This is a genomic window from Streptomyces sp. NRRL S-87, from assembly GCF_000719335.1.
GTDB lineage: Bacteria > Actinomycetota > Actinomycetes > Streptomycetales > Streptomycetaceae > Streptomyces.
Map to the genome: position 1 here is coordinate 120,259 of NZ_JOGB01000003.1, position 25,868 is coordinate 146,126.

A 25,868-nucleotide genomic window follows, 5' to 3' on the forward strand; every position below is an offset into this window, starting at 1 on the left:
TCAACGTGATCGGTTATGCGGTGCCACTCGTGGCGATCACGCGAAGTTCCTCGTGGGCGCACGGTGACAGCCAGGCGATGTACCGCCACCACGATTCATTCTCTGGAGCCCCCGAGTGAGCAAGCGCACCTTCCAGCCGAACAACCGTCGTCGCGCCAAGACCCACGGTTTCCGCCTGCGTATGCGTACCCGTGCCGGCCGCGCGATCCTCGCGAACCGCCGTGCCAAGGGTCGCCAGGCCCTGTCCGCCTAAGCGCGCACAGGCCGTGACGTCGTGCTGCCTTCCGGAAACCGGCTGAGGCGGCGCGAGGACTTCGCGACTGCGGTACGACGAGGCCGCCGGGCAGGCCGCCCGCTCCTCGTCGTCCACCTTCGTACCAGCGGTGCAACGGACCCGCACGAGCCGGGGGGCCATGCCTCCCCGACGCGTGCGGGTTTCGTCGTCAGCAAGGCCGTGGGCGGGGCGGTCGTCCGCAACCAGGTCAAGCGCAGATTGCGCCACCTGGTCCGGGACCGCCTCGCCGGCCTGCCCGCGGGTAGCCTGGTGGTGGTCCGTGCGCTGCCCGGTGCTGGCGACGCCGACCACGGCGCGCTGGCCCGGGACCTGGATGCCGCCCTTGAGCGGCTGCTGGGAGGCGTGGCTCGATGAAGTACCCGCTGCTCGCTTTGATCAAGCTGTACCAGTGGACGATCAGTCCGCTGCTGGGGCCGGTGTGCCGCTATTACCCCTCGTGCTCGCACTACGGGTACACGGCCATCGACCGGCATGGTGCGGTGAAGGGGACTGCCCTCACCGCCTGGCGGATCCTGCGGTGCAACCCGTGGTCCCCCGGCGGTGTCGACCATGTCCCACCTCGCAAACGCCCGCGTTGGCACGAACGGCTGCGCAGTGCGTTGCGTAGACCTCGCAATGCTCAAGGAGCCTGATTAGTGGACACGATTGCCAGTCTGTTCAGCTTCATCACCTGGCCTGTCTCATGGGTCATCGTCCAGTTCCACAGCCTGTACGGGGCGATCTTCGGCCCTGACACGGGCTGGGCCTGGGGACTGTCCATCGTTTCCCTGGTGGTGCTGATCCGCATCTGCCTGATCCCGCTCTTCGTGAAGCAGATCAAGGCGACGCGGGGCATGCAGGCGCTGCAGCCGAGGATGAAGGCGATCCAGGATCGCTACAAGAACGACAAGCAGCGCCAGTCCGAAGAGATGATGAAGCTGTACAAGGAGACGGGTACCAACCCGCTCTCCTCGTGCCTTCCCATCCTGGCGCAGTCCCCGTTCTTCTTCGCGCTGTACCACGTGCTGTCCGCCATCGCCAACGGCAAGCCGATCGGCGTCATCGACGGCCCGCTGCTGGCGAGCGCCCGACAGGCGCACATCTTCGGCGCGCCCCTCGCCGCCAAGTTCACGGACAGCGCCGAGAAGGCCGCTTCGCTGGGTGCCTCGATCACCGACGTCCGGATCGTGACCGCGGTCATGATCGTCCTGATGTCGCTGTCGCAGTTCTACACGCAGCGCCAGCTGATGCAGAAGAACGTCGACCTCTCGGTCAAGACGCCCTTCATGCAGCAGCAGAAGATGCTGATGTACATCTTCCCGCTGATCTTCGCGGGCATGGGCATCAACTTCCCCGTCGGTGTCCTCATCTACTGGCTGACCACCAACGTGTGGACCATGGGCCAGCAGATGTACGTGATCAACCAGAACCCGACGCCGGGTTCCAAGGCCCAGGACCAGTACCTGCAGCGCCTGCTCAAGCACATCACCTCCCACGGTGAGGTCAAGGGTCGCCGCCGGCGCACCATCATCTCCGCGATCGTCGCCAAGGGCCCGGACCGCAACGACAACGAGCGCAAGTTCATCACCGCTCTGTCGAAGCAGGGCATGGCCGCCCAGGCCGACGGCACGGTGGTCAAGAGCACCGCGACCACTGCCGACGCGGACGCCGCCAGCAGCGCCGCCGCCCAGAAGCGGCAGCAGCCCAAGCGGCAGAGCAAGTCCCAGCGCCAGACCCCCAAGCCCTCGTCCAAGAAGTAAGAAGGAGTCCATCCCGTGACGGAAGGCACCACCTCCGCCGCCGCCGAGGGTGGCGACACCCTGACCCGCCTCGAGCAGGAGGGTGAGATCGCGGCCGACTACCTCGAGGGCCTGCTCGACATCGCCGACCTCGACGGCGACATCGACATGGACGTCGAGGCGGACCGCGCCGCGGTGTCGATCATCAGCGACTCCGGAAGCCGTGACCTGCAGAAGCTGGTCGGGCGCGACGGTGAGGTCCTGGAGGCCCTCCAGGAGCTGACCCGGCTCGCCGTGCACCGCGAGACCGGTGACCGCAGCCGCCTCATGCTGGACATCGCCGGCTTCCGCGCCAAGAAGCGCGAGGAGCTCACCGCCGTGGGCGTCAAGGCGGCGGAGGAGGCGAGGAGCACCGGTGAGCCGGTCAAGCTCCAGCCGATGACCCCCTTCGAGCGCAAGGTCGTGCACGACGCGATCGCCGCCGCCGGCCTGCGCAGCGAGTCCGAGGGCGAGGAGCCGGAGCGCTTCGTCGTAGTGCTCCCGGCCTGATCGGTCGGAAGAAGTGGTCGGCCCCGTCTGTCTCGCAGACGGGGCCGATGTTTGTCAGCCTGGCATTCAACGAGCATGTGTCGGTCACCGCAGTGGCGGTATGTTGATCACCGCACTGGCGGTACGGAAGGACGGTCCCCGTGACGGAGGCAGCAGCGGAGCTTCCCCCGGCGCCCGAGACGGCGCGGGCGGTCTTCGGCGAGTATTTCCCGGAAGCCGTGCGCTACGCCGAGCTGCTGGCGGACGCGGGGGTCAAGCGCGGTCTGATCGGCCCGCGTGAGGTGCCCCGGCTCTGGGAGCGGCACCTGCTGAACTGCGCGGTGCTCTCCGAAGTGGTGCCCGAGGGCGTCACGGTCTGCGACGTGGGCTCGGGTGCCGGTCTGCCGGGCATTCCGCTCGCGCTGGTGCGCCCGGACCTGAAGATCACCTTGCTGGAGCCGCTGCTGCGGCGCACGAACTTCCTCCAGGAGGTCGTGGAGCTGCTGGGCCTGGACCACGTGACCGTGGTCCGCGGTCGGGCCGAGGAGATGCTCGGCAAGCTCCCCCCGGTGCACGTGGTCACCGCCCGCGCGGTGGCTCCCCTGGACCGCCTCGCCGGCTGGGGTGTGCCGCTGCTGCGCCCGTACGGAGAGATGCTGGCGCTCAAGGGCGACACCGCCGAGGAGGAGCTGGTGGCGGCCAAGGCCGCGCTGACGAAGCTCGGCGTGGTGGAGACCTCCGTGGTCCAGGTGGGTGAGGGTGTGGTGGATCCCATGTCCACCGTGGTCCGGGTCGAGGTCGGCGAGAGCCCGGGCGGCGTGCGCTTCGCGGCGAAGCGGGCCAAGGCGGCGCGGGTCGGACGGGTACGCAAGCGCCGATGACCGGGCGCCTGCCGGCCTGGCGGCGGAGCGGGGTCGGGGCGCCGTTGAGGTGTCCGAACGGTATGGATTTCGGAGTGTCGTAGCGGGATGAAGTGCCCGCGCGTGCATCGTGTTTCACGTGAAACGTCGCTCACTGCTGCACGGAATCATCAGTCGCGGGCGTGCGGCCGCGTCCCCCCGGAACCGCCATGAGCGGGGGGTGACGGAGTTGTCCACAGGTGTGGATTCATCCACAGGAGTGCGGTCCCCGCTGGTTCGCGACCCCGAAGGCATGGCAGGCTCTGTTCATCCCGAGCCTGAAGTCGAGGAGAGTGACTCCGTGCGGTCCGACGCCGACCTCGCGGGGCCGATGGCCGATCCGGTCCCCGGCCCTCGCACAGAATCACCGGGGGGCGATGTTTCACGTGAAACATCGATGCCCCCGGTGGACTCCGACACGCCCATCGGCCGTGCCGCCCAGCTGGCGGTGGAGGCCCTCGGGCGGGCTGGCGAAGGCCTCCCGCGGCCCGCGCAGCGCCGCGTCATCGTGGTCGCGAACCAGAAGGGCGGCGTGGGCAAGACCACGACGACCGTGAACCTGGCCGCGTCCTTGGCGCTGCACGGCGCCCGGGTGCTGGTCATCGACCTCGACCCGCAGGGCAACGCCTCGACGGCACTGGGGATCGACCACCACGCGGAGGTCCCCTCGATCTACGACGTCCTGGTCGAGAGCCGGCCACTGCTGGAGGTCGTCCAGCCGGTTCCGGACGTCGAGGGCCTCTTCTGTGCCCCGGCCACCATCGACCTGGCCGGCGCGGAGATCGAGCTCGTCTCCCTCGTGGCGCGCGAGAGCAGGCTCCAGCGGGCCATCCAGGCGTACGAGCAGCCGCTGGACTACATCCTCATCGACTGCCCGCCCTCGCTGGGCCTCCTGACGGTCAACGCGATGGTGGCGGGCGCCGAGGTGCTGATCCCCATCCAGTGCGAGTACTACGCGCTGGAGGGTCTGGGCCAGCTCCTGCGGAACGTCGACCTGGTGCGGGCCCACCTCAACCCGTCCCTGCACGTCTCCACGATCCTGCTCACCATGTACGACGGCAGGACGCGGCTGGCCTCCCAGGTGGCCGACGAGGTGCGCAGCCACTTCGGCAACGAGGTGCTGCGCACGAGCATCCCGCGCTCGGTCCGTATCTCGGAGGCCCCGAGCTACGGCCAGACGGTGCTCACCTACGACCCGGGCTCCAGCGGCTCCCTCTCGTACCTGGAAGCGGCGCGCGAGATCGCGCTGCGCGGAGTGGGGATTTCGTACGACGCCCAGCACGCCCACGTGGGCGGCGGAATCACCAGCACAGCGGAGGGAATGCAGTGAGCGAGCGACGTAGAGGTCTCGGGCGGGGGCTCGGCGCTCTGATCCCGGCGGCTCCGCAGGAGACGCCCGGCCCCGCGCTGGGGGCGGGGTCCACCTCCCCCTCCGCCGTACCCGTGCTGACCACCGACCGCGGGGTGGCCGCGGCCAAGGTGGCGTCCCTGCCGCAGGCCGGGGTGGCGCCCACCGCCGAGGTGCCGGCCCAGGCCGCGGCCCCGGACGCGGCCGTGGCCGGAGCGACCTTCGCCGAGCTGGAGCTGGACTCCATCACGCCGAACCCGCGCCAGCCCCGTGAGGTGTTCGACGAGGACGCGCTGGCGGAGCTGGTGACCTCGATCCAGGAGGTCGGCCTGCTCCAGCCCGTCGTGGTGCGGCAGCTGGGCGCCGAGCGGTACGAGCTCATCATGGGCGAGCGCCGCTGGCGGGCCTGCCGTGAGGCGGGTCTGGCGCGGATCCCGGCGATCATCCGTGCCACGGACGACGACAAGCTCCTGCTGGACGCCCTCCTGGAGAACCTCCACCGGGCGCAGCTGAACCCCCTGGAGGAGGCGGCCGCGTACGACCAGCTGCTCCAGGACTTCAACTGCACCCACGACCAGCTGGCCGACCGGATCGGCCGGTCCCGTCCGCAGGTCTCCAACACCCTCCGCCTGCTGCGGCTGTCTCCGCCGGTGCAGCGCCGGGTGGCCGCCGGAGTGCTGTCCGCCGGTCACGCACGCGCGCTGCTCTCCGTGGAGGACTCGGAGGAGCAGGACCGGCTGGCGCACCGCATCGTGGCCGAGGGCCTGTCGGTGCGTGCGGTCGAAGAGATCGTGACGCTGATGGCCAGTGAGCCGAAGAGCTCGGTCAAGCCGAAGGGCCCGCGTGCCGGTGGCCGCGTCTCCCCGGCGCTGACGGATCTGGCCTCGCGGCTGTCGGACCGCTTCGAGACCCGGGTGAAGGTCGACCTGGGTCAGAAGAAGGGAAAGATCACCGTCGAGTTCGCGTCGATGGAGGACCTGGAGCGGATCCTGGACACGCTCGCTCCCGGCGAGGGCCCGGTGCTGAACCAGGCCGGCGGCGACCGCTGAGCAGCGCGACGCACGGTGAAGGGCGGGCTTCGGCCCGCCCTTTCGCTTTACCGCTACCGGCACTTTGCATTTCCCCGGTATCGGGGCAAACCTCCGGTGGCTACGATGCAATTCGGGTATGGCGGTTGAGGCACCTCACGAAAGAGGGGGCGTGAGCCATGCGATCGGTGAGCCGCACCGGCCTGTTGACTGCGGGCCTGGGACTGGGAGCCGTAGGAGGTTTTGTCGGATCATGGGTCGTCGGCTTGTACCGCTCACGTTGGACAACCTCTCGGATCTTCCCCAGCGCTGCCGGTCCTGCGTTTTCTGGGAGCTCGACCCGGTCAGCCGCGACGCCGCGATAAAGGCGGGCACGCCGGAACTGGAGAAGGAGGCCTGGATCTCCGCGGTCCTGCTGGAGTGGGGTTCCTGCGGTCGGGTCTGCTACGTCGACGACGTCCCGGTCGGCTTCGTGCTCTACGCCCCGCCCGCGTACGTGCCGCGCTCGACGGCCTTCCCGACGAGTCCCGTCTCCCCGGACGCCGTCCAGCTGATGACGGGCCGGATCACCCCCGGGTACCAGGGGCAGGGTCTGGGGCGGGTGATGGTGCAGACGGTGGCCAAGGACCTGCTGCGTCGGGGGTTCAAGGCGATCGAGGCCTTCGGCGACGCGCGCTGGGAGGCGCCCGCCTGTCTGCTGCCGGCCGACCACCTGCTCGCGGTGGGCTTCAAGACCGTCCGCCCCCATCCGGTGCACCCACGGCTTCGGCTGGAGCTGCGCTCCACGCTGTCGTGGAAGGAAGACGTGGAGATGGCCATCGACCGGCTGCTCGGCGCGGTGCAGAAGGAGCCCGTGCTGCGCCCGACCTGAGGCCGGTCCCCGGAGCAACGCGAAGGGGCCGCCCCGACCGGGCGGCCCCTTCGGTGTTTCACGTGAAACGTCGTTTCACGTGAAACGACGCGTCAGGCCTTGGCCGTGACGAAGCCCTCGAGGTCGCGCAGGATCGCGGCCTTCGGCTTGGCGCCGACGATCGTCTTGACGACCTCGCCGCCCTGGTACACGTTCAGCGTCGGGATGGACATGACGCCGTACTTGGCGGCCGTGGCCGGGTTCTCGTCGATGTTGAGCTTGACGACCTCGATCTCGTCGCCGTGCTCCTTCGCGATGGCCTCCAGCGACGGAGCGATCTGACGGCACGGGCCGCACCAGGCCGCCCAGAAGTCCACGAGGACGGGCTTGCCGCTCTTGAGGACCTCTTCGTCGAAGTTCGCGTCGGTCACGTTCTTCAGGTCGGCCACAGCGGCCTCCTTCTTCTGCAGGTGGGGTGTGGGAAAACGGGTCAGACGGTCGCGGCCGCGTGCTCCGTGTCGGAGAGGGCCGCGAGGAAGCGCTCCGCGTCGAGGGCGGCGGAGCAGCCGGTACCGGCGGCCGTGATGGCCTGGCGGTAGGTGTGGTCCACGACGTCGCCGGCGCCGAAGACACCGGTGACGTTGGTCCGGGTGGAGGGGGCGTCCACCTTCAGGTAGCCCTCCGCGTCCAGGTCCAACTGGCCCTTGAAGAGCTCGGTGCGCGGGTCGTGGCCGACGGCGATGAAGAGGCCCGTGACGGGGAGCTCCGAGGTCTCACCGGTCTTGGTGTTGCGCAGGGTCAGACCGGAGAGCTTCTGCTCACCGTGGATCTCGGCGACCTCGCTGTCCCAGGCGAACTTGATCTTCGGGTCGGCGAAGGCGCGCTCCTGCATCGCCTTGGAGGCCCGCAGGCTGTCGCGGCGGTGGACGATCGTGACCGACTTGGCGAAGCGCGAGAGGAAGGTCGCCTCCTCCATGGCCGTGTCGCCGCCGCCGACGACGGCGATGTCCTGGTCCTTGAAGAAGAAGCCGTCGCAGGTGGCGCACCACGAGACGCCGCGGCCGGACAGGGCGTCCTCGTTGGGCAGGCCGAGCTTGCGGTGCTGGGAGCCGGTGGTCACGATCACGGCCTTGGCGCGGTGCACGGTGCCTGCGGTGTCCGTCACGGTCTTGATCTCACCGGACAGGTCGACGGCGACGACGTCGTCCGGGACGAGCTCGGCGCCGAAGCGCTCCGCCTGGGCCCGCATGTTGTCCATGAGGTCGGGGCCCATGATGCCGTCGCGGAAGCCGGGGAAGTTCTCCACCTCGGTGGTGTTCATGAGCGCGCCACCGGCGGTGACGGCACCCTCGAAGACCAGGGGCTTGAGCGATGCGCGCGCCGTGTACAGGGCGGCGGTGTAGCCGGCCGGCCCAGAGCCGATGATGATCACGTTACGAACGTCGCTCACGGGTACTTTCCTCGTTTCTGCGGACTGCCTGCTGACAACCGGGGGCCGGTGGCCTCACCCCACCCAACGGATCCTATGGCGCCCGCATTCCCGGCCCGTCACCCGCGAGGTCCGGGCCCGTCACCCGCGAGGTCCGGGCCGGTCAGCCGCGCGGGTAGGTCCCGGACAGCAGGACCGTTCCTCGTCCCGTCGGATCGGAGCTCTCGCACGCGGCGTCGACCACGTAGGCGTCGGCCCGGCCGGCGTCGCCCTTGTGCGGGAGCACGACCAGGTAGGCGTCCCGGCCTTCGAAGATCCCTCGTTCGGCGGCCAGTGGGGCCTCCGTGCGGCCGGTGCCGCCCTTCACGCAGGCGGGCACGGTGACGCCGGTGAGGCGCCCGGTCGCCGTCTGCGGGGACGCCTCGCTGCTGTAGGTGTCCGCGCCGGGCATGTCCGCGGGGGGCTTGGCGCTCTTGGCCGAGGCCTCCGGGCCGTCGCCGAGGAGGCGCTGGACGTCGCCCCCCAGGCCGGCGGCCGTGAACGCCGCGGCGCTGGTTGCCGTGTCCGAGGCCCGGTTGCTGCCCGCCTCGTCGTTGCCGTTCACCGTGAGCGTCTGGACGAGGAGGATGGTCACGGCGAAGGCGGCGGCCGCGCCCACGGCGGTGAGGACGCCCAGCCTGCGGCGGCTTCGGGTCCGGCCGGGCCCGGTGCCGCCCTGGGGGCGGCCGGCGGGGCGGGCGGAACGCGGGGTCCTGGGCCGGGAGAGTGATGTTTCACGTGAAACATCGGCCGTGGTCGCGGCGCTCGTCTCCGCGGCGGCCCGCTCCGGTGCGGGAGCCTCGGGCGAGGTCGCGTTCAGCAGGGCCTCCGCCGCGAGGGCGGCGTCGATGCGCCCGGCGATGTCGGAGGGCATGCGCTGCGGGCCGGGCAACGTGCCGAGGAGCCCGCGGATCTCGTCCAACGACGCCCTCACGTCGGCGCACAGGGGGCACTCGGCCAGATGGGTGCGCACCTCGGCGGTACGCGCCGGGGAGAGGAGGCCTTCGGTGAGATCGGAGATCTCCGAGACATCCGGGTGCCGGATCGTGCCGGTCGTGGAAGTCACGCTCGCCCACCTCCGCCCTTCACCGCATCGGGGTCCCTGGATTCTGCTGCTGGTGGGACGGCTGTCCCCTGCGACCGGTTCCTTCCCCGGTCCACCTCGGTGTTATCCCCGGGATCCCCGCGCAGATGAGTGAGCATCGGGAGGAGTTTCGCCCGGCCGCGGGCGCACCGGCTCTTCACGGTACCCGTGGGCACGTCGAGGATCTTGGCGACCTCGGCGACGGGGTAGCCCTGCATGTCGACGAGCACCAGGGCGGCCCGCTGCTCGGTCGGCAGGGTGCGCAGCGCCGCCAGCAGCTCGCGGTGCAGGTCCTGCCGCTCCGCGGGCGCCTCGGCGGACTCGTGGGGCTCCAGCAGCCGCTCGAAGTCCTCCGGGTCGTCGACGGCCGAGGTCCGCCGTGAGGCGGCCTTGCGGGCCCGGTCCAGGCAGGCGTTCACCGTGATGCGGTGCAGCCAGGTCGTGACGGCGGACTGGCCCCGGAAGGTGTGGGCGGCCCGGTAGGCCGACACGAGCGCGTCCTGGACCGCGTCCGCCGCCTCCTCGCGGTCCCCGAGGGTGCGCAGGGCCACGGCCCACAGCCGGTCGCGGTGGCGCCGGACGAGCTCACCGAACGCGTCGGGGTCGCCCGCGACGTGCCGTGCCAGGAGTTCCTGGTCGGTCATCCCCCCGGGTGCGTCAGCGTCCAACGGTGAGCCCCTCCCCTGCTGTCCGGTCAGCCGGTGAATTTCACGTTCGTGATGCCCTGCTTGTATCCGGCGCGGCTGAACTCGTCCCGCCCGGACTTGGGCATCTCGGTGAGCCACAGGACCACGTAGCGGGTCTTCACGGGCTTCTTGGCCGTGAGGACCAGATTGTTGCTCTGCGTGGTTCCCGAGGCGATCCGCTTCATGTCGGTCACCTTGGTGGACGAGCCCATCGAGTCGGCGGCGTAGATCGCGGCCGTGGTGTGGTCGCCCGCGTCGCGGAGGCTTATCGCGGCAGCGCTGACCTCGTGCTCGGAACCGAGGTCGAACACGAGGCCGACGCCGTCCTTGATGAGCAGCTTGGGGCCCTGGTCGAAGCTCTTCGAGCGCCAGTAGGTGGAGGAGTCGCCGTCGTAGGCCTGCGGGACGCCGTCGAGGTTCTGCGGGACGCCGTCCGGGTAGTACTCGGCCGCGTCCTTGATCGACAGCACCACCGGGGTCTTCTTCTTCGGCGGCGGGGCCTCGTTGCCCTCGGAGGTCTGCGACTGGTTGGTGTCGCTGCCCGAGTCGCGCAGCAGGGTGTCGGCCAGCTGCCAGCTGCCCAGCCCCAGGGCGGCGATCAGCAGGGCGGCCACGCCCCACTTGAGAGCCCGGCCGGTACGGCTCTGCAGCGGCGCCGGGAGCGGCGGTGCCACGAGGGTCGGCGGAGCCGCGGCGCCGGGGATCGCGCTGGGGCGCCCGTACGTGCCCTGCTGGTAGGTGGTGTGCTGGTACTCGGCGGGGGCCGGGAAGACGGGCTCCGGCGGGCGGATGCGCGGCATCGCGGAGACGGCCTTGGCGAGTTCCTCGGGCGTCGTGCAGGGCGGCTCCTGGCGCGACGCGGTGGCCCCGTCGTTTGCGAGGGCGCGCATCGCGATCTCGGAGAGGCCGCGGTGGACGCCCGCGCGGACCTGGTCCGGCGGGAGCAGCCCGACGCCCTTGGGCAGGCCGGACAGGCCGTAGGCGTCGTTCTCGTACGGCCAGCGCCGGGTGAGGGCGGCGTACAGGAGCGCGCCGATCGCCTCGGTGTCGGAGCGCTGCGGGGTGTCGCTGGTGATGCCGCGCAGCGCGGCGTTCACGGCCAGGCCGCGGATGCGGTACTGGCCCGTGGAAGTGCGGAGTATGGCGCTCGGCGTCAGCCGCAGGTGGGCCAGTCCCTCGCGGTGCGCGGCGGCCATGGCCTGCGCGACCTGGTGGACGAGCTGGTAGGCCTCGTGCGCCTCCAGCGGGCCGGCCGCCAGCAGCGCGGTCAGCTCGGTCGCGTCCGGGAGCCATTCGTGGACCACGTAGACGAGGTCGTTCTCCTCGACGGCGTCGAGGACCTGGACGAAGCGGGGGTCGCCGAGCAGGGCGGCGGAGCGCGCGGCGGCGAGCACGGACCGCGCCCGCGGGTGATCGGCGGGCAGCAGGTGGACGCCCACGGCGCGCCGGAGCTTCTCGTCCATCGCACGCCACGAACTGAATCCGTCCAGACGGGTGACGCACTCCTCGAGGCGGTAGCGTCTGGCGAGCTTGTGGCCGCTGTGCAGGTCGGGAGCGGAGGACCGGCCGCGGTCGGCCTCCGGGTCGGTCGTGGACGTGTTCGTCGGCCTGGATTCCTGGGTCTGTGCCGCCCCGTCGGCCGTGGCTTTCCCCGCCTTGGCGGTCAGCGGCTCGTCACCGCTGTTGTCGGCCACGTCGACGGCAGCCGTGCTACGTTCCGCCACCGTCGTTCCTGCCTCCCCATCCGTTGCGCGCTGTCGGCCAGTCTGCAAAGCCATGCCAATTGTGCCCACAGTCCGCCGCTGTGCACGACACGCGGAAACTGCGGATGGTTGTGCGGGTCAGCGTCCCAGTCGCCCCCGGACCATCCCGACCATCGCGTTGAGTTCCTCGATCCGCATGCGCTTGGCAGCGGTGAAGAAGACACCCATGAGGACGAGTCCGCCGGCCACCAGCGCGGCGAGGGACGCGAGCGCTCCGCTTCCCAGCAGGGCCATGACGGCGTAGGCGGTGCCCCCGCCGAGGACGGCCGCCGGGACGCAGGCGCCGGCGAGCCTGGCGTACGTGCGCACCACGTGGGCGCCGTCGAGGTCGCCGCCGAGGCGGGTGCGCAGCCGCCGCCACGCGACGCCCACCCCGGCCGCGTAGGCCAGGCCGTAGGCGGCGCCCATGCCGACCACGGCCCAGCGGGCCGGCAGCACGAAGAAGGCGAGCGCCGAGGCCGCCGCGTTGACCGAGGCGACGATGACGGTGTTGTAGAAGGGGGTTCGGGTGTCCTCGTAGGCGTAGAAGCCGCGGAGCACGACGTACTGCACGGAGTACGGGATGAGGCCGAGGCCGAACGCCATCAGGATGAAACCGATGTTGCGGGCGCCGCTGCCGGAGCCGGCGTAGAGCAGCGTCGCCATCGGCACGCCGAGCGCGAGGAACGCGAAGGCGCAGGGCACGATGGCGACGGCCGAGGTGCGCAGGCCGTACGAGATGTCGTCGCGGACCGCGGCCGCGTCGCCGTCGTGCGCGGAGCGGGAGATGCGCGGCAGCACGGCCGTCATGACGGAGACCGTGATGATGGCCTGCGGCATCTGCCACAGGTTCAGGGCGTAGTTGTACGCGGTGATGCCGGTGCCGGAGTAGCCCTGCTTGTCGGCGACGGAACCCGCCCAGGTGGCGAGCTGGGTGACGACGACGAGGCCGATCTGGTTGGCGAGGACGAAGAAGAAGGTCCACTTGGCCAGGCCGACGGCCTTGCCCAGGCCGTGGCCCCGCCAGTCGAAGCGCAGCCGCGGCTTGAAGCCCGCGTCGCGCAGGTACGGGACCATCGCCAGCGCCTGGACCGTCAGGCCCAGCAGGGTGCCGATGCCCAGCAGCCGCACGCCCTCGGGGGTGACCGTGGCGGCGCTGACGTGGGTGCTGGTGAAACCGCCGAAGGCCCAGATGAAGGCGCCGAACGTGGCGATCACGACGATGTTGTTGAGGACCGGGGTCCACATCATCGCGCCGAACCGGCCGCGGGCGTTGAGGATCTGACCCATGACCACGTGCACGCCCATGAAGAACATGGTCGGCAGGCAGTAGCGGGCGAAGGCCACCGCGACGTCCCGCTGCTGCGGGTCCGAGGCGATCTTCGGGGACATCATGGTGATGAAGAGCGGGGCGGCCAGCACGCAGACGGTGGTGACGCCGGCCAGCAGCACCACGACGAGGGTCAGCAGCCGGTTGGCGTACGCCTCGCCGCCGTCGTCGTCGTTCTTCATCGCGCGGACGAGCTGGGGGATGAACACGGCGTTGAGCGCGCCGCCGCCGACCAGGATGTAGATCATCGTCGGCAGCGTGTTGGCGATCTGGTACGTGTCGTTGAACGTGCCGACGCCGATCGCGGTGGCCATCACGAGCGTGCGCATGAAGCCGGTGATGCGGGAGACGATCGTGCCGGCCGCCATCAGCGCACTGGACTTGAGCAGGCCCGCCGCGCGCCCGGCCGGCTTGCTCGGCGCGGGGGCGGCCACCGGGGCCTCCTCGGCCGGGGCCTGCGGCTGCGGTGCGGCCTGCTGGTCGCGGTACAGGTGCGCGAAGGCGTCCGGCTCCGCCCCCTCGTCGGAGGCCCGGGTCACGAGCGCGTCCACGCCCACGAACTCGGTGGTCGTGGCGTGGTCGCCGTACGGGAGGTGGCGGGAGGGGCCGTCGGGCTCGGGCGGGGGCGTCTGGGCCCACACCCGCGGGTCGGGGGAGTACGGGGACGCGGCCGGCCGGTCGTACAGGGGGCCGGGCTCCTGGAAGGTGCCGGGCGGCGGCGGGGGGTGCGCGGCGCGGTCGTACAGGGCCTCGGTCACCGGGTCCTGGGCCGCGAGGTCCTGGGAGCGGTACGGGTCCTGCTCGTAGGCCTCCTGGACGTACGGGTCCTGGGCAGGGGAGGCGGGCGGCGGGACCTGCCCCGGTACCGGGGCGCCCTCGCCGCCTTCTCTGGAAGGCGCGGTACCGCTCGCTCCCTGCGCGCGGTCACCGTCGTACGGCGCGTTCATCGAAACCCCACCTCATCGTCCCCAGGCCCGGCCGGCCACGGTGTCGCTCAACGGTCCACTGTCTCACCCGGGCCGGAGGAGCTGTCGCTTTCTCCTCCGGTGTCCGGCGTCGGGTCACTCGGCTGCGTGCTGTCTTCGGCGGCCCGGGCCGCGACCTTCTTGCGACTCGCGTACATCTTCACCCCGGCCAGGACCAGCAGGAGCACGCCGGCCGCGATGACGAGCAGCACGGTCGAGGTGATCTCGGTGGCCTGGACGGTGAACTTCCGCTCCTTGCCGTAGGGGACGCCGTCCTTGGTGTAGAGCTGTGCGGTGACCTCGACAGGACCGCTCGCGGTGGCGTTGGCGGTGAACTTGACGGACTGGCTGTGGCCGCCCTGGACGTCGATCTGCTGCTCGGCCTCGCCGTCGTCGCCGAACATCAGGCGGGTCGGGTTCGCCGACCTCAGTCGCAGCACCAGGCCGTGGACGTCCTGCACGAGGCCGTTCTGGACGGTCACGGGGATCGTGGCGCTGCGGCCCGAGAGGTGCGCCTTCGACTTGGGGATCAGCTTGACCTGTTCGGTCAGCCCCTCGAGGTACTCCCGTACCCCGTCCCGGTAGGCCTCGGCCTCCTCGGGGCGGCCGCGCCAGGACGTCGACATCATGCGGTTGAAGGTGTTGCCGAAGGGGATCTCGACCCGGTCGGGGTGGGAGAGGATCACCTTGAAGTGGTCGAGCATGGTCTGCGTGGTGCGGATCGTCTCGAAGGCCGGCTGCGGCAGCTCCGTCCGGCGCAGCGAGACCGGGTACTGGCCGGCGCCCGGGACGAGCGTGGTGGCGCCCGGGTCGGGCTTGGCCTTGGCGGCGGCCTCCAGGTCGACCGGCTGGGTCCAGCGGCCGGACTGGAGGGTGCGCAGCGCGTTGGCCATCGTCTGCGCCTGGCTGGTCGTGGGCATCCGCTGCGGGGTGACGACGATGCTGCGCGGGGCGTCGGTGTCCTGGAGGTTCAGCGCGAGGCTCTGCGCCAGGAACCGCTGGACGGCGAGGGTGGCGTTCTCGGCGGACAGCATGTCGCCCTGGAAGGCCTTGGAGAGCCGGGCGTCGGCGACGACCGCGGTGGTGCCGGCGCCGATCGGCCGGGGCGCCGACGGGGTGTGGGCCAGGTTCCCGGTCTCCTGGAAGCTGTCGCTGCGGGCGAGGACGTTGTGGGCGCCGGCCGAGGTGGCGACGTTGACGATCGCCGGGTCGACGGCCCCCTCCACCGGCCAGGAGAAGTCGGTGGACGGCTCGACGTGCAGCACGGTCTCGACGACCTGGCGGGCCTTCTCGGTGGCCGGTCGCAGGTGGGCGAGGGAGCCTGAGACGTTCTTGCCCTGGTGCGCCAGGGAGGCGAGGTCGGGGTCCGCGAAGGGCAGGGCGACGACCTTCTTGCCCTGCACGGCCCGCTCCAGGTCGGCCAGCCAGCGCTTGGCGACGGCCTGGTTGCGGCCCGGCACGATCTGCCCGTCCGGCGTCCTGACCATGTAGGCGTTGGCCATGGCGGCCACGCTGGCCAGCAGGTCGGGGTCCATCAGCCAGGTGACGGGCAGGTCCCGGCCGAGGGAGACCATCTGCTCCAGGCGACCGCCGGGGCGGAGCTCGGCGGCCAGGTCGTCGTTCTCGAAGACGGGGGTCTGCAGCTCGTCGGAGCCGGTCTGGGCCGTCAGGTGCGTGGTGGAGATCAGCGGCCAGACGTAGCTGAGCTGGGTGCGCCTGGCGGCGGCGTCCGGCTGCCACGGCAGGAAGGTCCGCCGGATCCCGAGGACCTGTTCGTACCCCCGGCTGTCGGTCTCCCCGGAGAGCGAGACCCCGAGCTGGTAGACCCCGTCCTCGTCCAGCCCGAGCTTGCTCACGGGGATCTTTATCGTGAAGGGCTGGGGGACCTCGGGGGCGAGCGCGGAGACCTTCACCGAGGTGCCGGCCACCTCGGCGGGCTCGCTGCCGGGGCGGAACCCGGTGCGCCCGGCGGCGTCGTCGACGGCGCCGCGGTCGGTGATCTGCGGTCCGACCCGCAGGCCGACGTGGGCGTCGGTGACGGTGTCCCTGCCACGGTTGGTGACCGTGCCGGTGAGCGTCAGGGTGTCGCCCTTGACCGGTGCGCTGGGCGTCAGGGAGTCCAGGGAGACGTCCACGGTGGACGGCCCGGCCGCGGTGGGCGCCGCCTGCGCGGAGCCCGCGGGAACGTAGACGAGGCCGGCCAGGACCGGTGTGCCGGCGAGCATGACGACGGCCCGCCGCAGCCATCGGCGGGCAGGGGCGGGGGTGTCCCCGTGGATGTCTGCCGCCTCGGCCACGCGCTCGCCCGTCCTCGTCGTGTCAGTGGTCGTCGGTTGTGCGTCCACGCATGGTAACGAGGGCCGCTGTGCCGGAGTGCCGCGGACTGCTCCACACGGTCCGCCGGGGCGGGCGGGTGCGGCGGGGCAGGGCCTGGTCGCCGGGGCGGGCCGGTGCGGCGGGGCGGGCCTGGTCGCCGGTACGGGCCCGGGCCCCGGGAAACCCGGCGGCCGGGGCCGGGCGGGCCACGTACCCTTTTCTGTTGTGCCGAACGCCAACGAAGACAATCCCAGCGCCCTGAACCAGGTGCAGCACCGTGCCGTGAGCGAGCTCCTGCGCGTGGCTCCGGTAGCCGACGACCTCGCGCGCCGCTTCCAGGCGGCGGGCTTCCGCCTCGCCCTGGTCGGCGGCTCCGTGCGCGACGCCCTGCTGGGCCGGCTCGGTAACGACCTGGACTTCACCACGGACGCCCGTCCCGCGGACGTACTGAAGATCGTCCGACCGTGGGCGGACACGACGTGGGACGTCGGCATCGCGTTCGGCACCGTGGGCGCGCAGAAGGACGGCTACCAGATCGAGGTCACGACCTACCGGTCCGAGGCGTACGACCGGACCTCCCGCAAGCCCGAGGTCTCCTACGGCGACTCGATCGAGGCCGACCTCGTCCGGCGCGACTTCACCGTCAACGCCATGGCCGTGGCGCTGCCGGAGAACGAGTTCATCGACCCGCACGGCGGGCTCCAGGACCTCGCGGCCCGCGTCCTGCGCACCCCCGGCACCCCCGAGGACTCCTTCTCCGACGACCCGCTGCGGATGCTCCGGGCCGCCCGCTTCGCGGCCCAGCTCGACTTCGAGGTGGCCCCCGAGGTCCTCGCGGCGATGAAGGCGATGGCCGACCGCATCGAGATCGTCTCGGCCGAGCGCGTCCAGGGCGAGATCAACAAGCTGCTGCTCTCCTCCCACCCGCGCACGGGTCTGGGCCTGCTCGTGGACACCGGCCTGGCCGACCACGTGCTGCCCGAGCTCCCGGCCCTGCGGTTGGAGAGTGACGAGCACCACCGGCACAAGGACGTCTACGAGCACTCCCTCACGGTGCTGGAGCAGGCGATCGACCTGGAGGAGGACGGCCCGGACCTCGTGCTCCGGCTGGCGGCCCTCCTGCACGACATCGGCAAGCCCCGTACCCGCCGCTTCGAGAAGGACGGCCGGGTCTCCTTCCACCACCACGAGGTGGTGGGCGCCAAGATGTCGAAGAAGCGGCTGACCGCGCTGAAGTACTCCAACGAGATCATCAAGGACGTCTCGCGCCTGGTGGAGCTCCACCTCCGCTTCCACGGGTACGGCTCCGGCGAGTGGACCGATTCCGCGGTGCGCCGGTACGTGCGCGACGCCGGCCCGCTGCTGGAGCGGCTCCACAAGCTGACCCGCTCCGACTGCACCACGCGGAACAAGCGCAAGGCCAACGCGCTCTCCCGGACGTATGACGCCCTGGAGGTGCGGATCGCCGAGCTGAAGGAGCAGGAGGAGCTGGACGCGATCCGGCCCGACCTGGACGGCAACGAGATCATGGACGTGCTCGGCGTGGGGCCCGGTCCGGTGATCGGTCAGGCCTACAAGTTCCTGTTGGAGCTGCGCCTGGAGAACGGTCCGATGGAGCGCGACGCGGCCGTCGCCGCACTCAAGGAGTGGTGGGCCGCCCAGAACTGACCCGGGCCGGCCGTCGATGTTTCACGTGAAACATCGGCCGTCGGACCGCGGCGGTCACGCCCGAGAGCCGATGTTTCACGTGAAACATCGGCTCTTGCGCATCAGGAGGAGCGCCACACCCGCATAGATCGCGGACACGGCGACGATCAGCAGCACCGACCGTCCGTCCGGCGGGAGCATCAGCGCCGAGACCGCGGCCGCGCCGACGAAGGCCACGTTGAAGAGCACGTCGTACACGGAGAAGACGCGGCCGCGGTAGGCGTCGTCCACCCGGAACTGCACCTCGGTGTCCGTGGAGATCTTCGCCCCCTGCGTCACCAGGCCCAGCAGGAACGCGGCGACGAGCATGGGCCCCGGGGCGAACGGCAGCCCCAGCGCCGGCACCAGCAGGGCGCCGGACGCCGCCAGTACGGTCATCCAGCCCAGGGTGCCGAGGCGGCCGACGGCCCACGGGGTGACGACTGCCGCCATGAAGAAGCCCCCGCCGGACACCCCCACCGCCAACCCCAGCAGGCCCAGCCCCTCGGACTCCGTGTCCGACCAGGCGTACCGGCACAGCATCAGCAGCATCACCGTGAGGGCCCCGTAGGCGAACCGCATGAGGGTCATCGCGGTCAGGGCCCGGGCCGCCTCGCGGCGCTGCGCCAGGTGCCGGAGGCCCGCCGCCATCCCCCGGGCGGTGAGCACCACGGCCTCGCCCGGCGACGGGTGGCGGTGGTCGGGGTCCCGGTCGGGGCCGAGCAGCCCGACGGGCAGCCGCAGCGAGGCCAGGCCCGCTCCGAGGTAGAGCATCGCGCCCAGCAGGACCACCACGGCGTTGGAGTCTGACGCCAGCAGCCGTACCGCGAAGGCCAGGCCACCGCCCGCGACCGCGGCCAGGGTCCCGGCGGTCGGAGAGAGGGCGTTTGCCGTCACGAGCCGCTCCGCGTCCACGACCCGGGGCAGGGAGGCCGAGAGGCCCGCCAGGACGAACCGGTTCACGGCCGTCACGGACAGCGCGGAGACGTAGAACAGCCAGTCGGGCACCTCGGCCAGCACCAGCACCGCGGTCCCGCAGGCCAGCAGGGCGCGCAGCAGGTTGCCGTAGAGGAAGACCTGGCGCCTCCGCCAGCGGTCGAGCAGGACTCCGGTGAACGGCCCGATCACCGAGTAGGGGAGCAGCAGGACCGCCATGGCGGAGGCGACGGCCCCGGGCGAGGTCTGCTTCTCCGGTGAGAAGACCACGTAGGTGGCGAGCGCCACCTGGTACACGCCGTCGGCGGCTTGGGAGAGCAGCCGTACGGCGAGCAGGCGGCGGAAGTCCCTCAGGCGCAGGAGTACGCGCAGATCACGTACGGCAGGCATGAGGGCAAGGGTCACATACGCGGAGGGTCCCCGGGCATATTGCCCGAGGACCCTCCGCGGAAGAACAGGTGACGAGGGCTCGCGGCCCGCTTCCCGCTCCTGGGTGGTTCCGGCGCGTGCTTAGCGCTCGACCTCGCCCTTGATGAACTTCTCGACGTTGGCCAGGGCCTCGTCGTCGAAGTACTGGACCGGCGGGGACTTCATGAAGTACGAGGACGCGGAGAGGATCGGGCCACCGATGCCCCGGTCCTTGGCGATCTTCGCGGCGCGCAGGGCGTCGATGATGACACCGGCGGAGTTCGGGGAGTCCCAGACCTCGAGCTTGTACTCGAGGTTCAGCGGGACGTCACCGAAGGCGCGGCCCTCGAGGCGGACGTACGCCCACTTGCGGTCGTCGAGCCACGCGACGTAGTCGGACGGGCCGATGTGGACGTTCTTGTCACCCAGCTCGCGGTCGGGGATCTGCGAGGTGACGGCCTGGGTCTTCGAGATCTTCTTCGACTCGAGGCGGTCGCGCTCGAGCATGTTCTTGAAGTCCATGTTGCCGCCGACGTTGAGCTGCATGGTGCGCTCGAGGCGGACGCCGCGGTCCTCGAACAGCTTGGCCATCACGCGGTGCGTGATGGTCGCGCCGACCTGGGACTTGATGTCGTCACCGACGATCGGCACGCCGGCCTCGGTGAACTTGTCCGCCCACTCCTTCGTGCCGGCGATGAAGACCGGGAGGGCGTTGACGAAGGCGACCTTGGCGTCGATGGCGCACTGGGCGTAGAACTTCGCCGCGTCCTCGGAGCCGACGGGCAGGTAGCAGACCAGGACGTCGACCTGGCGGTCCTTGAGGACCTGGACCACGTCGACCGGGGCCTCGGCGGACTCCTCGATGGTCTGGCGGTAGTACTTGCCCAGGCCGTCCAGGGTGTGGCCGCGCTGGACGGTCACGCCCTTGCTCGGGACGTCGCAGATCTTGATGGTGTTGTTCTCGCTGGCGCCGATGGCGTCGGACAGGTCGAGACCGACCTTCTTCGCGTCCACGTCGAACGCGGCGACGAACTCGACGTCACGGACGTGGTAGTCGCCGAACTGCACGTGCATCAGGCCGGGGACCTTGGTCGCCGGGTCGGCGTCCTTGTAGTACTCCACGCCCTGGACCAGCGAGGCGGCGCAGTTGCCCACGCCGACGATGGCTACGCGAACCGAACCCATTCCGGTTGCTCCCTGTTTGTTCTCGGATGAGGCCTGCGCGGAGCAGGGCCTCACTTTGCAGTGTCGTCGGACGGTCCGGGGCGCCTCTGGTCCCGACCCGCCCGCTCGCTCTCGATGAGCTCGTTCAGCCAGCGCACTTCGCGCTCGACGGATTCCATTCCGTGCCGCTGCAGCTCGAGGGTGTAGTCGTCGAGCCGCTCACGCGTCCTGGCCAGAGAGGCGCGCATCTTCTCCAAGCGCTCCTCGAGCCGGCTCCGGCGGCCTTCGAGCACCCGCATGCGAACATCGCGTTCGGTCTGACCGAAGAACGCGAAGCGGGCGGCGAAGGACTCGTCTTCCCAGGTGTCGGGGCCGGTGTGGGAGAGCAGCTCCTCGAAGTGCTCCTTACCTGCCGCCGTCAACCGGTAGACGATCTTGGCGCGGCGCCCTGCGAGTGATGCGGCGAGAGCGTCCTCCGGGGCGTTCCCCGGTTCTTCGATCAACCAGCCGTTGGCGACCAGCGTCTTGAGGCAGGGATAGAGCGTTCCGTAACTGAACGCCCGGAAGACCCCCAGCGAGGTGTTGAGCCGCTTGCGGAGCTCGTACCCGTGCATGGGGGATTCACGAAGCAGACCGAGGACGGCGAACTCAAGGATGCCGGAGCGTCTGCTCACCCGCCGAACCTCCTCCGCCCCTGGTTCCGTATGTCGTGCCGATGTATCGACTCGATACATCCAGACGATAGATCCGAGTGATCCGCTCGGCAAGCGGGGACATGGTGACCGGCGTCACATCACCAATTCGTAGGAGGCAAGTTGCCTGATTTGGGGTGAACTTCGGTGCTGCGAGGGTTTTGACCGTGCGTAGTCTGTGCGGTGACTCCGGTGGAACCGGAATTCACCTGCCGCTTCCAGGCGCACTCGCCTGTCCGAGGAGTAGTCGTTCGATGAGCGAGCACCGTCGCAAACCCCCGCACCCCCAGGGCGGTGGCCCTTCCGGCGGCCGTCGGGGGGTCCCGCAAGGCCCCGGGGGCCAGCCGGGCCAGCAGTACGGACAGCCTCAGTACGGCCAGCAGCGGCCCCCGTACGGTCAGCCGCAGGGCGGGCAGCAGTACGGTCGGCAGGGCGCGCCGGGCCGGCCCGGGGGCCAGTACGGCCAGCAGCCGCCCGGCCCCCCGCCGCGGCAGCAGCCCCCGCAGGGACGCACCCCGTACGGGCAGGAGTCGCGCAGCGAGGAGCAGCCGGTCTACGGCGGCCGCGCCGAGGCCCGACGGGCCGCGCAGCGCGGAAGCGGAAGCCGCCGCCGGGGCGCGGAACCGGCCGGCGGACGCGGCGGGCGCGGCGGCCGGGGCGTACCCGACAAGCGCTTCATCAACTACCCCCGCTCCGACAAGGACGGGTGGAAGCGGTTCGTCCCCTCGTGGAAGCTGGTCGGCGGCACGGCCCTGGGCTGCTTCGCGGTGCTGACGGCGGCCACCGGCATAGCGCTGGCGTTCGTCGACACCCCGAACCCGAACGACATGGCGACGGCCCAGAACAACGTGTACCTCTGGTCCGACGGCACGCAGATGGCAGCGGTCGGCGGTGAGCGCAACCGGCAGATCCTCCAGTACAGCGACATCCCCAAGGCCATGAAGGACGCCGTGATCGCGGCGGAGAACGAGTCCTTCGACACCGACCACGGCGTCGCTCCGATGGGCATCGCGCGCGCCGCGTGGAACATGGCGAAGGGCGGCTCGGTCCAGGGCGGCTCGACCATCACCCAGCAGTACGTCAAGAACACGTTCCTGGACTCCGACCAGACCATGACCCGCAAGCTCAACGAGCTGCTGATCTCGGTCAAGCTGGGGTGGACGGGTGACAAGCAAGACGTCATGGCCGGGTACCTGAACACGGCCTACTTCGGGCGCGGCGCGTACGGCGTCCAGGCCGCCGCTCAGTCCTATTTCAAGAAGAACGCGGACAAGCTCGACCCCTCCGAGTGCGCCTTCCTGGCGCAGATCCTCAAGGGCCCCAACCTCTACAACCCGGACGGCGGCATCGGGGCGGCGGCCACTCCCAAGGCCAACACCGACCGGGCCAAGATGCGCTGGGCCTGGGTGCTGGACCGCGAGGTGACCGTGGGCCGCATGTCGCAGTCAGAGCGGGACAAGTACAAGACCTTCCCGAAGATCCAGCCGCTGTCCGCGGCCCGGTCCCTGACCGGTCAGACCGGCTACCTGGTGGAGATCGCCAAGCAGTACGTCCTCAAGAAGGGCGCGGGCCAGATCGACCAGCGCGCGCTCGACATGGGTGGCTACCGGATCAAGACGACGTTCGACAAGAAAAAGGTCGAGGCGCTCACCAGGGCGGTGGACAACACCCGAAAGGAATTCCTCGACGAGAAGGAGCGCCCGGAGACGGACAGGTTCGTCCAGTTCGGCGCGGCCTCGGTCGACGTCAAGACCGGCAAGATCGTCGCCATATACGGCGGTCCCGGCATGGACAAGAACCACTTCACCAACAACGCCAACACGTCCGGCGTACCGGTCGGCTCGACCTGGAAGCCGTACGTGCTGGCAGCGGCCATGGAGTACGGCACCAAGAACTCCGACGGCCGGGGCATCTCGCCCATGAGCAAGTACAACGGCAACGACCTGCTCGTCATCCGCAACCGCGACGGCGATCCGGTGATGGGCAACAACGGCCGTCCGTTCCGCCAGAAGAACGAGAGCCCGACCGCGTACGGCTACGTCACCCTCGACGTGGCCATGCAGAAGTCCATCAACACGCCGTTCGTGCAGCTCGGCTTCGACGTGGGCCACAGCAAGATCCGCGAGGTTGCCAAGTCCACCGGCATCCTCGAGGAGTCGATGAACCCGAACGACGACGCCTCGTTCATGCTCGGCACCTCGACCCCCAGCGCCATCCGCATGGCTGACTCGTACGCCACCTTCGCGGCCTCGGGCACCCACCGGGAGCCGTACTCCGTCGAGTCCGTCGAGCGGATGAAGGACGGCGTGCCACTCGAGGGCTTCGAGCAGCCGAAGGCTGAGCGCGTCATGGACAACTCCATCGCCGACAACGTCACCAAGGTGCTGGAGCACGTGGTGGAGAAGGGCACCGGTACCAAGGTCCTGAAGCTCGGTCGTCCTGCGGCCGGCAAGACCGGTACCACCGACAAGAACAAGTCGGCGTGGTTCGTCGGCTACACCCCGCAGCTCTCCACGTCCGTCACCCTCTTCCGCACCGACCCGACGAGCGAGGACAAGGAGCTGCTGTCGATGAACGGCACCGGCGGCATCTCCTCGATCCACGGTGGTGACATCCCGGCCGAGATCTGGACCGAGTACATGAAGGCGGCCCTGCCGAAGACGGTGGAGCAGTTCCCGGAGCCCGAGGACATCGGCGTCGAGGCCGACGGCGACGGGGCCCCCACCGCCAGCCCGAGCATCTCCACCAGCCCCTCGGCCTCGCCCAGCGACGAGGTGTCCGAGTCGCCCTCGCCCACGCCGTCGAAGACGCGGAAGCCGCGTCCGTCCTGCGGCCCGCTGGACTGGGACTGCCCCGGCACCTCCGACGGAGGCAAGTCCGACGGCGGCAAGTCCGACGGTGGCAAGTCCGACGGCGGAGTCACCGACGGCGGCTTGGACGGCGGAGCCACGGCCGACCCGAGCCCGTCGCCCAGCCGGTCGGGCAAGCCGGGCCGCTCCGGCGGGACGAGCCTCTTCGGGGGCACCGGCTAGCCCGGCCCGTACACCGAAGCGGGCCCCGAGGGCCGTCGCACGCTCGTGCGGCGGCCCTCGGGCCTTTCCTCCGGCGGTACGTCCGCCTCCCGCGTCTCCCCCGCCCCACCGCACAGCCGTGTACGGCAGGATGACCCCCATGACGAAGGTGCACGGGGACAGCCCCGTACTGCCCACCCAGCAGGACGAGGTCGCCGCGGCCGGCAGCGAGCTGATCGGCGGGCCCCTCGGGCGCCGCGCGCTGCTCGGCGGTCACTGGCTGACCCCGGTCCGGGTGGTCGTCATCGTCGCGCTCGGCATGTTCGCGCTCGGCATGGCCCAGAAGGTGCCCTGCTACGACTGGGCCTGGTTCCGCGGGGCCACCTCGCAGTACACGCACGCCTGCTACTCGGACATCCCGCACCTGTACCGGGTCCGCGGCTTCGCCGACGGGCTCACCCCGTACGTCGACCGGCTGCCCGGCGACATGGAGTACCTGGAGTACCCGGTCCTGACCGGCCTCTTCATGGAGGCCGCGTCCTGGCTGACGCCGACCGGCGGCGCCATGGAGCACCGCCAGCAGGTCTACTGGATGGTCAACGCCGGCATGCTCATGGTCTGCGCCGCCGTGCTCGTGGTCTGCGTGGCCCGCACGCACCGTCGCCGCCCCTGGGACGCGCTGCTGGTGGCCCTGGCACCGGCCCTCGCGCTCACCGCCACCGTCAACTGGGACCTGCTGGCCGTGGCCCTGACCGCGGCCGCGATGCTGATGTGGTCGCGCGGCCGGGCGCTCGCCTTCGGCGTCCTGCTGGGCCTGGCCACCGCCGCCAAGCTCTACCCGGTGCTGCTGCTCGGACCGCTGCTGGTGCTGTGCTGGCGGGCCGGGACGTGGCGCACGTACGGTCTGGCGGTGTCGGGCGCGGTCAGCTCCTGGCTCCTGGTGAACGTGCCGGTCATGCTGTTCGCGCCGGAGGGGTGGAAGAAGTTCTACACCTTCAGCCAGGAGCGGCCCATCGACTTCGGCTCGCTCTGGCTGCTGATCTCCCAGCGCACCGGGAACCCGCTGGACGCCGCCAACACGTACGCGGTCCTGCTCATGCTCGGCCTCTGCGGCGGCCTCGCGGTACTGGCGCTGACCGCCCCGCGCCGGCCCCGCTTCGCCCAGCTGGCCTTCCTCGTCGTGGCGGCCTTCGTCCTCACCAACAAGGTGTACTCACCGCAGTACGTGCTGTGGCTCGTCCCGCTCGCGGCCCTGGCCCGGCCGCGCTGGCGCGACTTCCTGATCTGGCAGGCCGGCGAGGTCCTCTACTTCCTGGGCATCTGGTTCTACCTGGCCTACTCGACCGGCGGGGACAAGCACCAGGGCCTGCCCCTGGAGGGCTACCAGGTCGCGATCGCCGCCCACCTGCTGGCGACGCTGTACCTGTGCGCCGTCGTGGTGCGCGACATCCTGCGGCCCGACCGGGACGTCGTCCGCCGGGACGGCTCGGACGACCCCTCGGGCGGGGTGCTCGACGGGGCGCCGGACGTGTTCGTGCTCGGAGACGCCGCGAGGGCACCGCGGTACGCGGCGCCCTCGGCGGGTCAGCGGGTGGACTGGGGGTCCTGACCCCCGCGCCGAGGGTCCTGACCCCTGCGCCGGGAGTCCTGACCACCGCGTCGGGAGTCCTGACCACCGCGTCGGGAGTCCTGACCACCGCGTCGGAGGATCAGC

General features: G+C 70.7%; 21 protein-coding genes and 1 pseudogene. 12 read left to right on the forward strand and 10 right to left on the reverse strand.

What is annotated here, in order from left to right; all coding sequences use genetic code 11:
* The first annotated feature begins 115 nt into the window (after positions 1–115).
* The 9 genes and pseudogenes from rpmH (at position 116) to IF43_RS0102765 (ending at position 6,687) form a co-directional block, all read left to right on the forward strand.
* Positions 116–253 (forward strand): 50S ribosomal protein L34, encoded by a 138-nt coding sequence (rpmH, locus tag IF43_RS38870; RefSeq protein ID WP_078909864.1) that lies wholly within the window; start codon positions 116–118, stop codon positions 251–253.
* A 21-nt stretch (positions 254–274) separates the two neighbouring features.
* Positions 275–649, forward strand: coding sequence for a ribonuclease P protein component (gene rnpA, locus IF43_RS38875; protein WP_078909865.1), 375 nt, complete (start codon positions 275–277; stop codon positions 647–649).
* A pseudogene (gene yidD / locus IF43_RS38880) lies at positions 646–900 on the forward strand (membrane protein insertion efficiency factor YidD); the annotation flags it as partial. The gene rnpA and the pseudogene yidD, both read left to right, overlap by 4 nt.
* Before the next feature lie 30 nt (positions 901–930).
* Positions 931–2,034 carry a membrane protein insertase YidC gene (gene yidC / locus IF43_RS0102740; protein ID WP_030193315.1) on the forward strand — a complete coding sequence of 368 codons (1,104 nt, stop codon included), beginning with the start codon at positions 931–933 and terminating at the stop codon, positions 2,032–2,034.
* A gap of 15 nt (positions 2,035–2,049) precedes the next feature.
* Positions 2,050–2,562: a R3H domain-containing nucleic acid-binding protein gene (locus tag IF43_RS0102745; RefSeq protein WP_030193317.1), complete on the forward strand. Its 513-nt coding sequence runs from the start codon at positions 2,050–2,052 to the stop codon at positions 2,560–2,562.
* 140 nt (positions 2,563–2,702) lie between these two features.
* A complete protein-coding gene (gene rsmG, locus IF43_RS0102750; protein ID WP_030193319.1) occupies positions 2,703–3,422 on the forward strand; it encodes a 16S rRNA (guanine(527)-N(7))-methyltransferase RsmG in 720 nt (239 codons plus the stop codon).
* Positions 3,423–3,693: 271 nt separating this feature from the next.
* Positions 3,694–4,770, forward strand: a complete 1,077-nt coding sequence (locus tag IF43_RS0102755; protein ID WP_078909867.1) for a ParA family protein — start codon at positions 3,694–3,696, stop codon at positions 4,768–4,770.
* Entirely contained in the window at positions 4,767–5,837 is a 1,071-nt protein-coding gene (locus tag IF43_RS0102760; RefSeq protein WP_030193323.1) for a ParB/RepB/Spo0J family partition protein, read from the forward strand. Before IF43_RS0102755 ends, IF43_RS0102760 begins: the two co-directional genes overlap by 4 nt.
* Before the next feature lie 232 nt (positions 5,838–6,069).
* Positions 6,070–6,687 carry a GNAT family N-acetyltransferase gene (locus IF43_RS0102765; RefSeq protein ID WP_030193325.1) on the forward strand — a complete coding sequence of 206 codons (618 nt, stop codon included), beginning with the start codon at positions 6,070–6,072 and terminating at the stop codon, positions 6,685–6,687.
* Positions 6,688–6,779: 92 nt separating this feature from the next.
* On the opposite strand, the gene trxA is transcribed toward IF43_RS0102765, so the two are convergent.
* The 7 genes from trxA to IF43_RS0102800 form a co-directional block, all read right to left on the reverse strand.
* Positions 6,780–7,115, reverse strand: a complete 336-nt coding sequence (gene trxA / locus IF43_RS0102770; RefSeq protein ID WP_030193327.1) for a thioredoxin — start codon at positions 7,113–7,115, stop codon at positions 6,780–6,782.
* A 41-nt stretch (positions 7,116–7,156) separates the two neighbouring features.
* Positions 7,157–8,116: a thioredoxin-disulfide reductase gene (gene trxB / locus IF43_RS0102775; protein WP_030193329.1), complete on the reverse strand. Its 960-nt coding sequence runs from the start codon at positions 8,114–8,116 to the stop codon at positions 7,157–7,159.
* A 142-nt stretch (positions 8,117–8,258) separates the two neighbouring features.
* On the reverse strand, positions 8,259–9,200 hold the full coding sequence (locus IF43_RS0102780) for an anti-sigma factor (RefSeq protein ID WP_030193331.1): 942 nt from the start codon (positions 9,198–9,200) through the stop codon (positions 8,259–8,261).
* Entirely contained in the window at positions 9,197–9,886 is a 690-nt protein-coding gene (sigM, locus tag IF43_RS0102785; protein ID WP_078909868.1) for an RNA polymerase sigma factor SigM, read from the reverse strand. Before sigM ends, IF43_RS0102780 begins: the two co-directional genes overlap by 4 nt.
* A gap of 26 nt (positions 9,887–9,912) precedes the next feature.
* On the reverse strand, positions 9,913–11,628 hold the full coding sequence (locus IF43_RS0102790; protein WP_030193335.1) for a serine/threonine protein kinase: 1,716 nt from the start codon (positions 11,626–11,628) through the stop codon (positions 9,913–9,915).
* 117 nt (positions 11,629–11,745) lie between these two features.
* Positions 11,746–13,923 (reverse strand): murein biosynthesis integral membrane protein MurJ, encoded by a 2,178-nt coding sequence (gene murJ, locus IF43_RS0102795; RefSeq protein WP_030193337.1) that lies wholly within the window; start codon positions 13,921–13,923, stop codon positions 11,746–11,748.
* 47 nt (positions 13,924–13,970) lie between these two features.
* Positions 13,971–16,238: a DUF6049 family protein gene (locus IF43_RS0102800; protein WP_030193339.1), complete on the reverse strand. Its 2,268-nt coding sequence runs from the start codon at positions 16,236–16,238 to the stop codon at positions 13,971–13,973.
* Positions 16,239–16,482: 244 nt separating this feature from the next.
* Between IF43_RS0102800 and IF43_RS0102805 the strand changes: the two genes are divergently transcribed.
* Positions 16,483–17,925, forward strand: a complete 1,443-nt coding sequence (locus IF43_RS0102805; protein ID WP_030193341.1) for a CCA tRNA nucleotidyltransferase — start codon at positions 16,483–16,485, stop codon at positions 17,923–17,925.
* A gap of 75 nt (positions 17,926–18,000) precedes the next feature.
* On the opposite strand, the gene IF43_RS0102810 is transcribed toward IF43_RS0102805, so the two are convergent.
* From IF43_RS0102810 to IF43_RS0102820, 3 genes are all read right to left on the reverse strand, one after another.
* A complete protein-coding gene (locus tag IF43_RS0102810) occupies positions 18,001–19,269 on the reverse strand; it encodes an MFS transporter (protein WP_030193343.1) in 1,269 nt (422 codons plus the stop codon).
* A gap of 120 nt (positions 19,270–19,389) precedes the next feature.
* Complete coding sequence (locus IF43_RS0102815) at positions 19,390–20,472, reverse strand: inositol-3-phosphate synthase (RefSeq protein WP_030193345.1); 1,083 nt, start codon at positions 20,470–20,472, stop codon at positions 19,390–19,392.
* Positions 20,473–20,522: 50 nt separating this feature from the next.
* Entirely contained in the window at positions 20,523–21,125 is a 603-nt protein-coding gene (locus IF43_RS0102820) for a PadR family transcriptional regulator (RefSeq protein ID WP_030193347.1), read from the reverse strand.
* A 272-nt stretch (positions 21,126–21,397) separates the two neighbouring features.
* Between IF43_RS0102820 and IF43_RS0102825 the strand changes: the two genes are divergently transcribed.
* Together IF43_RS0102825 and IF43_RS0102830 are read left to right on the forward strand one after the other, a co-directional pair.
* The gene (locus tag IF43_RS0102825) at positions 21,398–24,175 is read left to right on the forward strand and encodes a transglycosylase domain-containing protein (protein WP_030193349.1); all 2,778 of its coding nucleotides are present in this window, start codon (positions 21,398–21,400) and stop codon (positions 24,173–24,175) included.
* A gap of 139 nt (positions 24,176–24,314) precedes the next feature.
* Positions 24,315–25,763, forward strand: a complete 1,449-nt coding sequence (locus IF43_RS0102830) for a glycosyltransferase family 87 protein (protein WP_030193351.1) — start codon at positions 24,315–24,317, stop codon at positions 25,761–25,763.
* The last annotated feature ends 105 nt before the right edge of the window (positions 25,764–25,868 follow it).